We start from the raw sequence: 7,428 nt of genomic DNA, 5'->3' as shown, positions 1-7,428 counted from the left end.
GATAACTGGTTTTATTTTTATTTTTTTTCGATTAGAGCTTGCCAACCAAGCTAAAAACAATACAACAAGAATACCTAAAATTGAAATAATATATCGCATCTGTTACCTCCTGATGAATGAAACATTATACTCAGTAGTGGGTTACTGCTACATAGCAGCCTCTCTGATTTGTGATTACAAGGGATATTTTGTCCATTTTTTATAAAAAGAACCGGATATAGTTTATCATAAATAAAAAAATAGGTGCAAATAACAGAGTTTAATAAAAAAGGATACAGTCTTTTCTAAAAAGAAAAGTCTGTATCCTTTTTTTTACATGGACATTTCACCATTGTCATAGTTAATCTGCCACTGGATTCCGAATTTATCTGTTACTTGACCATAGAGCTTACTCCAGAAGGTTTCTTGCAGTTCCATTCCAACTGTACCGCCATCTTTTAATTGGTCATACCAGGATTTTAAATCCTCCATATTTTTACTAATTAGCGCAAGTGTTACGTTGTCGCCTATAACAAAAGGCTGACCAGGGAAGTTATCAGAAAACATAACATTGCTTCCATCGATGTTAAGGCGTGAGTGCATCACTAAATTTTTTGCTTCCTCAGGAAGTTGATATTCTGGACTTTGTGGTGATTCACCAAAAGTCATGATATTTGGTGTTTCTGTTTTAAACACCTTTGCATAAAATTCTACCGCTTCTCGGCAATTGCCATCAAAAACAAGGTAAACATCAACCGCCATTACTTTCTCTCCTTTGAAATTAGTAATATGTACAAATTCCATTCTATCCGATTATTTCGATCTTAGACCAGTGTAACTGTAAATATTTGTGGGTCAACTATAAAAAGAAGTAAAAAACGTTGTACTTAAGAATCCAATTTTACTTAATAAATAAATTGACAAAAAGCGCTTTCAATTATATGATTATTTCAGTTGGTAAATTAATTTAACTAACCAACATGAAGTACTAATGAAACATTTCCTGTTTGGCAATTTAATATCAATATCAAGTATGACTGAGGGGGAGAAAATATTGAAAAAGAAATGGCTAGGTATTGCAATGACTGCAGCGCTTACGCTTGGAACCTTAGCAGGTTGTAGCGGAGGGGCAAAAGAAGAAACAAAGGATAATAGCGGAGGAGCAAGTGGTAATAAAATTACGTATTGGGCTCCATTCTCCGGTGCAGATGGTCCGAGAATGAAGTCGATTGTCGAAAATTACAATAGCTCACAGGACAAATATGAAGTGGATTTCCAAATTGTTCCACAATCGGACTATTATAAAACAGTTGACCTTGCATTATCTGGTCAAAAGAGTGCACCGGATGTTTTAATCGTTCATACTGATCAGATGAAAAATTATGCTGATAAGAATTTATTAAAAGAATTAGATGGAACAATTGAAAATACGGGCTTAAAAGCAGAAGATTATTCCGAAACTGCATGGAACGCAGGAAATATAGAAGGAAAGCAGTATTCCATTCCGTTGGATATTCACCCTTTAATAATGTACTATAACAAAGATTTATTTGAGGCAGCCGGATTAGATCCTGAGAATCCGCCAACAAATCGTGAAGAGTTCGTTGCTGCTGCAAAAAAGCTGACAGATTCTTCTAAGAATCAATACGGATTTGTTGTACCGACACTTTGGCCAAACCAATTCATTTTCCCAACTATTCTCTTCCAAAATGGTGGGGAGTTAATGAAGGATGGCAAGCCAAACTACAACAGCCCGGAAGCAGTTGAAGCTTTAACTTTCTACCGTGATTTAATTAAGAAGGAAAAGGTCTCACCTGAAAATGTTCAACAAGATGGCGAAGTGACTTTATTCTTGCAAGGCAAAAATGCTATGCATCTAAATGGTCCTTGGATGATGGAGCAGTGGGATAAAGCAGGAATCAACTATGGTGTTGCAGAAGTTCCACAGCTTGGAACGAAACAACAAGCTGTTTATGCAAACGGACATAACTTTGTCATTCCAGCATCGGTAAAAGATGAAGCAAAATTAGAAGGTATTTCTGATTTCTTGAAGTTTGTTGCTGAAAACACAATGGAGTGGGCAAAGTCAGGACAAGCACCTGCTTCAAAAGCGATTTATGAACAAAGTGAAGAATTTAAACAAATGCAGCAACAGCCAATTGTGGCATCGGAATTCGAATATTCTAAATTTGCGCCTGTGATTGCAAACTGGGGTCAATTATCTGATCCTTTATGGGCAGAAGTGAACCTTGCTCTACTTGGTCAGAAGGATCCGAAACAAGCATTAGAAGATGCAAATAAAAAGGCCGAGCAATTGTTAAATAAGTAATTGTAGAGGAGGCGGGCAGGTGGATTTTGTTTTCATCTGTTCGTCTCCCTTTTATTAAAAAGGAAAAGGGTTAGAGTGAGAGGAGGAAGAAATATGGGTAAATCAAGCCGGAAATCACAATTTACATCAAGTCTGTTTGTCCTTCCTTACTTGTTATTATTTGTGGTTTTTCTGTTATTCCCAATTGGTTATGGTGCATGGATGAGTCTTCATAACTGGGATTTGTTAGATCCAATACATGAATTTGTTGGATTTAAAAATTACTTAAATATTTTTAATAGCGATTCCTACTTAAATGGTTTATTTTTTGAGGGTTTGAAAAATACATTCCAATTTGTTGTCTTTAGCGTTCCTTTATTGATTGCCGTAGGTCTGGGACTTGCATTATTAGTTAACATACTCCCAGGAAAAATTAGAGGGTTTTTCCGTACGATTTACTTTGTGCCTTATGCTGTTTCTGTTTCAGTTGTGGCGATTATTTGGTTATGGATTCTTGATACGAATAGCGGGTTAATTAATCAATATTTACTAAAATGGGGCATGCCGGTTATTCCATGGCTAACAGATATCCCCTGGGCTTGGGTGTCGCTGGTCATTGCTACACTTTGGTGGACGATTGGATTTAATATGGTTATTTTTATTAATGCTTTAAATGATGTATCAGAGGAACTATATGAAGCGAGTTCACTTGATGGGGCAAACCGCTGGCATCGCTTTATTCATATCACATTACCAAGTATTAAACCAACGATGCTATTTGTCACAATTACATCAACCATTGCTTCCTTTAATATCTATGGGCAGCCGTACTTAATGACACGTGGAGGTCCAGGTACAGAAACAAAGGTATTACTCATGAACATTGTCGATGAGGCTTTCAAACAGCGACAATTGGGAAATGCTGCAGCAATGTCTATATTAATGGCATTAATTATGATTATTATCTCGGTCTTACAATTCCGAGTAACCAATAGAAAGGAGTAGATCAGCATGCAAAGTAAAGTGTTTAAAACGTTCATGGTAGTCGTTGCAATTATTTTAGGCATTGTTTTTATCCTACCGATTTTATGGATGCTGGCTACTTCCTTTAAAACGGATCAGGAAGCGTTCACCGCAGGTATCAAGTGGCTTCCAGAAGTATTTACACTTGAAAATTATCAGTACACGTTAGCAGGTAATACCGATACTCCGGTATTGAAATGGATGGGGAATTCGCTTTTTGTTGGGATTACCGGAACGATTATTGTACTTATCGTCGATACATTAGCAGCGTATGGACTTGCCCGACTTGATGTACCGTTTAAGAAACTGCTGATCAGTATCTTTATTGGATCATTGACAATCCCGTGGGTTATTACCTTTTTACCATTATATATGGAATTTAGTGCACTAGGTCTTTTGGACACGTATGCCGTATTAATTCTTCCTTATTCAGCGAATGCCTTTGGTGTCTTCTTGCTGTATCAATATTTCCGCGGGTTTCCTAAAGAGTTAGAAGAAGCAGCATTTCTTGACGGGGCAAATAAATGGCAGGTATTCGTTAGAGTGGTTCTACCATCCGCACGTCCTGTTATTTGGACATTAGCCATCTTTACATTTATGAGTATCTATAATGACTTCTTATGGCCACTCGTTACAACGAATTCACCGGACATGAGAACAATTACCACTGGTATTGCAGTCATGCAGCAAGGAAGCTTTGTATCTTCACCAGGAAGATTGATGGCACTAACATCAATTGCGACCATTCCAGCTGTTCTATTGTTTATTATTGGCCAGCGTTCCTTTATTAAAGGTGTAAATCAAACCGGAATTAAATAGAAGTTTCAATAAACAAGAAATTAAAACAACTAGGAAGGAGTACACATTATGTTAGTACCTCGCAATGAATATCCAAGACCACAACTAGTAAGAAAAGATTGGCTGAATTTAAATGGCGAATGGGATTTCGCCTTTGATGATAAAAATATAGGTGTACAAGAAAAATGGTTTCAACAGGAACAATCGTTTAATCGAAAAATTACAGTGCCGTTTGCATATCAAACTAAGTTGAGTGGGATTAATGATCCAACTTTCCATGATCAAGTTTGGTACCGTCGTGATTTTAAAGTTTCTGAAAACTGGAAAAACCAGAGGGTCATATTGCACTTTGGAGCAGTGGATTACCGTGCATGGATCTATGTAAATGGTCAGTATGTTGGTTTTCATGAAGGTGGTAATACTTCTTTCTCCTTTGATATCACTGATTATTTAACTTGGAAAAATGAGAATCTGGTTGTAAGAGTAGAAGACCCTTCTACAGATGAAACGATTCCGAGAGGAAAGCAATTCTGGATTGAAAAATCAGACTCTATCTGGTATACCCGTACAACTGGAATCTGGCAGACTGTCTGGTTGGAGCCAGTTAGTGATACAAGCATATCGAAGCTAAGAATGACTCCGGATATTGACCGTGGGGATGTAATTGTCGAGTTTGAGGTTGCTGGTGACTTTTTAAATAAAAAAGTTGATATTGAAGTGAACTTTAAGGGTGAAGTGGTGACCCGCGATACGATTGAAGTTTTCGAAGGTTATCATAAACGAGCAATCAATTTATACAATCGAAAAGTATTTAGAACTGCCTTCCATCATGATGGCTGGAACTGGACACCTGAAAATCCGAATCTGTTTGACATCAAGATCTCTCTAAAGGATGACCGTGAAACGGTTCTTGACGAGATTGAATCCTATTTCGGCATGAGAAAGATTCATATCGAGAATGGAATGGTTTATTTAAATAACAAGCCTTACTATCAAAAATTAGTCCTTGACCAAGGGTATTGGCCGGATGGATTACTGACCGCACCTACTGATGAGGACCTGAAAAAAGATATTGAACTAGCGTTGGAAATGGGCTTTAATGGATGTAGAAAGCATCAAAAAGTGGAGGATCCACGTTTCCTATATTGGGCAGACCAATTAGGGTTCCTTGTTTGGGGAGAATGTGCTGCATCACCGTCCTACAGTGAGGATGCAGCAGCTCGATTGACAAAGGAATGGATTGAAATTGTAGAACGTGATTATAACCATCCGTCCATCGTCGCTTGGGTTCCCGTGAACGAAAGCTGGGGAGTTCCATTCATTAAAGCAAACAAACAGCAGCAACACCACTCATTAGCCTTATATCATCTAATCCATTCTCTTGATGCAACACGTCTGGTAATCTCTAATGATGGTTGGGAGCAGACAGTAACGGATATTTGTGCGATTCATAATTATACTCATGGTGCAGGAGACGAGGCTGCAAAATATGAGGCTTTCAAGGAAGCCTTATCCAGCAAAGAAAGTCTTCTAGATTCCAAACCGGCCAATCGGAGAATCTATGCGGATGGATTTGAACATCAAGGCGAACCCATTCTGTTGACTGAATTTGGTGGAATTGGTTTCAAAGTCGGAGAGGATAATGGTTGGGGCTATACATCCGTAAAAGATGAACAGGAGTTTGTTGCCGATTACCAAAGAGTCATGGAAGCAGTCTATGCTTCTAAAGCGCTGCATGGTTATTGCTATACACAATTAACCGATGTAGAGCAAGAGATTAATGGTTTATTATCCTATAATCGAGAACCAAAATGTGAGTTGTCAAAAATTAAAAAAATCAACGATATGTGGCATTCCAATATTGTAAAATTATAAAACTTTATTATTGAAGAAAGCTAAACAATAATCCTTTCTAAAAAGTCGTTTCAAAGCTAATTGCCATTTTCGTAAGGAGCGCTCTTTTTAGAAAGGATTTATATTTTAAGTGCGTACCAATACACAGTTATCCGTAAAAAAGGTGAGAAAAAATGAGTTTCGATACTAAACCCGGAAGTTTTGAAAGAATGAAGCAGTTTAACCAATCAACGGTTTTAAATATGATTCGTTTAAAAGAACCGATTTCAAGAGCGGATATTGCGAAACTGACAAAGCTGACGAAACCAACTGTCAGCACTATTGTTAGTGAGTTATTGGAAAAGAATCTTGTTACGGAGGAAGAAGCGACAAACTCGACAGTGGCTGGCGGGAGAAAGCCGTTCCTGCTACGTATGAACTACTCTGCCTATTATATCATTGGTGTCTACGCCGCTGCTGAGGTTATACGGGTCATAATGAGTACAATGGATGGAAAGATTGTATCAGATTACAGTAAGAGAATCTTCCACCTTCCTTCAGAGGATGAGTTTATGGACATCATCTTTGATAGTATTTGTAATGTACTCCATCATTCTAAGGTTAAAAGTGAGTCGATACTTGGAATCGGGGTAGCCATGCATGGGTTAGTGGACCCAGATCAAGGGATTGCTATCTTTTCCCCGCATTTACATCTTGAGAATATACCAATAAAAGAAATCTTAGAAAAAAAATTCGATCTTCCTGTTATCATTGAAAATGATGTTCGGGCATTGGCTATTGCTGAAAGCTGGTTTGGACAAGGGCAGGGTGTTTCCGATTTTGTCTGTCTCAGTGTGGGGCTTGGGATTGGTTCTGGTATCTTTATCAAAAATGAAATCTATAGAAGTCCTTTTAATACAGGTGGAGAAATCGGACATACAATCATTGAGGTGAATGGTCCGAAATGCGAGTGCGGTAATAATGGCTGTTTGGAGGCGTATGCATCTGAAATTGCTATTTTTGAAAAAGTAAAAAGGGAATTGGACCACCATCAAGAAAGTATCATTTATGATTGGATAAAGGTTGGTAAGAGTGAACTCTCATTAGATATGGTATTTGAAGCTGCTAAAGAAGGAGACCCATTTGCTATCGGGATATTAGAAGAAACTGGACGTTCGCTAGGATTAGCAGCAGCGAATATGGTGAATATTCTAAAGCCGTCTAAACTGATTTTAGAAGGGTATATCTTTGAACAAGGAGATTTTATTGTAACACCGCTTAAAGAAATGATAGAGAAATATAATTTTAAAAGTTCCCATGAGCATATTTCCGTCGTTTGCTCGAAATTGGGGAAAACAGGTATGGTGTTGGGTGCAGTGACATTAATATTGCATACGCTGTTTAAAACAGAAAATTAAAGATTTATTAAATGGAAAAATGAAGAAATAACCTAGTTCATTACTAAACAAGGTTATTTCTTTTAATTT

7 protein-coding genes are annotated in these 7,428 nt (G+C 37.6%); 5 read left to right on the top strand and 2 right to left on the bottom strand.

The genetic code is table 11. From position 1 onward, the window contains the following. Positions 1-99 (bottom strand): Na+ dependent nucleoside transporter N-terminal domain-containing protein (locus tag V7147_RS21415; RefSeq protein ID WP_335369837.1); only part of this gene is annotated, 99 nt, incomplete at its 3' end. 213 nt (positions 100-312) lie between these two features. Beyond that, the gene (locus V7147_RS21410) at positions 313-741 is read right to left on the bottom strand and encodes a VOC family protein (protein ID WP_335369836.1); all 429 of its coding nucleotides are present in this window, start codon (positions 739-741) and stop codon (positions 313-315) included. Positions 742-1,033: 292 nt separating this feature from the next. Between V7147_RS21410 and V7147_RS21405 the strand changes: the two genes are divergently transcribed. From V7147_RS21405 to V7147_RS21385, 5 genes are all read left to right on the top strand, one after another. Continuing rightward, positions 1,034-2,308: an ABC transporter substrate-binding protein gene (locus V7147_RS21405; RefSeq protein WP_335369835.1), complete on the top strand. Its 1,275-nt coding sequence runs from the start codon at positions 1,034-1,036 to the stop codon at positions 2,306-2,308. Between the two features lie 93 nt (positions 2,309-2,401). Beyond that, the gene (locus V7147_RS21400) at positions 2,402-3,292 is read left to right on the top strand and encodes a carbohydrate ABC transporter permease (RefSeq protein ID WP_335369834.1); all 891 of its coding nucleotides are present in this window, start codon (positions 2,402-2,404) and stop codon (positions 3,290-3,292) included. A gap of 6 nt (positions 3,293-3,298) precedes the next feature. Further along, on the top strand, positions 3,299-4,129 hold the full coding sequence (locus V7147_RS21395) for a carbohydrate ABC transporter permease (RefSeq protein WP_335369833.1): 831 nt from the start codon (positions 3,299-3,301) through the stop codon (positions 4,127-4,129). 48 nt (positions 4,130-4,177) lie between these two features. After that, positions 4,178-5,983, top strand: coding sequence for a glycoside hydrolase family 2 protein (locus tag V7147_RS21390; protein ID WP_335369832.1), 1,806 nt, complete (start codon positions 4,178-4,180; stop codon positions 5,981-5,983). 152 nt (positions 5,984-6,135) lie between these two features. Continuing rightward, a complete protein-coding gene (locus V7147_RS21385) occupies positions 6,136-7,359 on the top strand; it encodes an ROK family transcriptional regulator (protein ID WP_335369831.1) in 1,224 nt (407 codons plus the stop codon). The last annotated feature ends 69 nt before the right edge of the window (positions 7,360-7,428 follow it).

Source organism: Bacillus sp. JJ1521, assembly GCF_036965165.1.
Lineage (GTDB): Bacteria > Bacillota > Bacilli > Bacillales > Bacillaceae_L > Ferdinandcohnia.
Note: the sequence above shows the minus strand (reverse complement) of the source record. Positions and strands in the feature narration are given on the sequence as shown.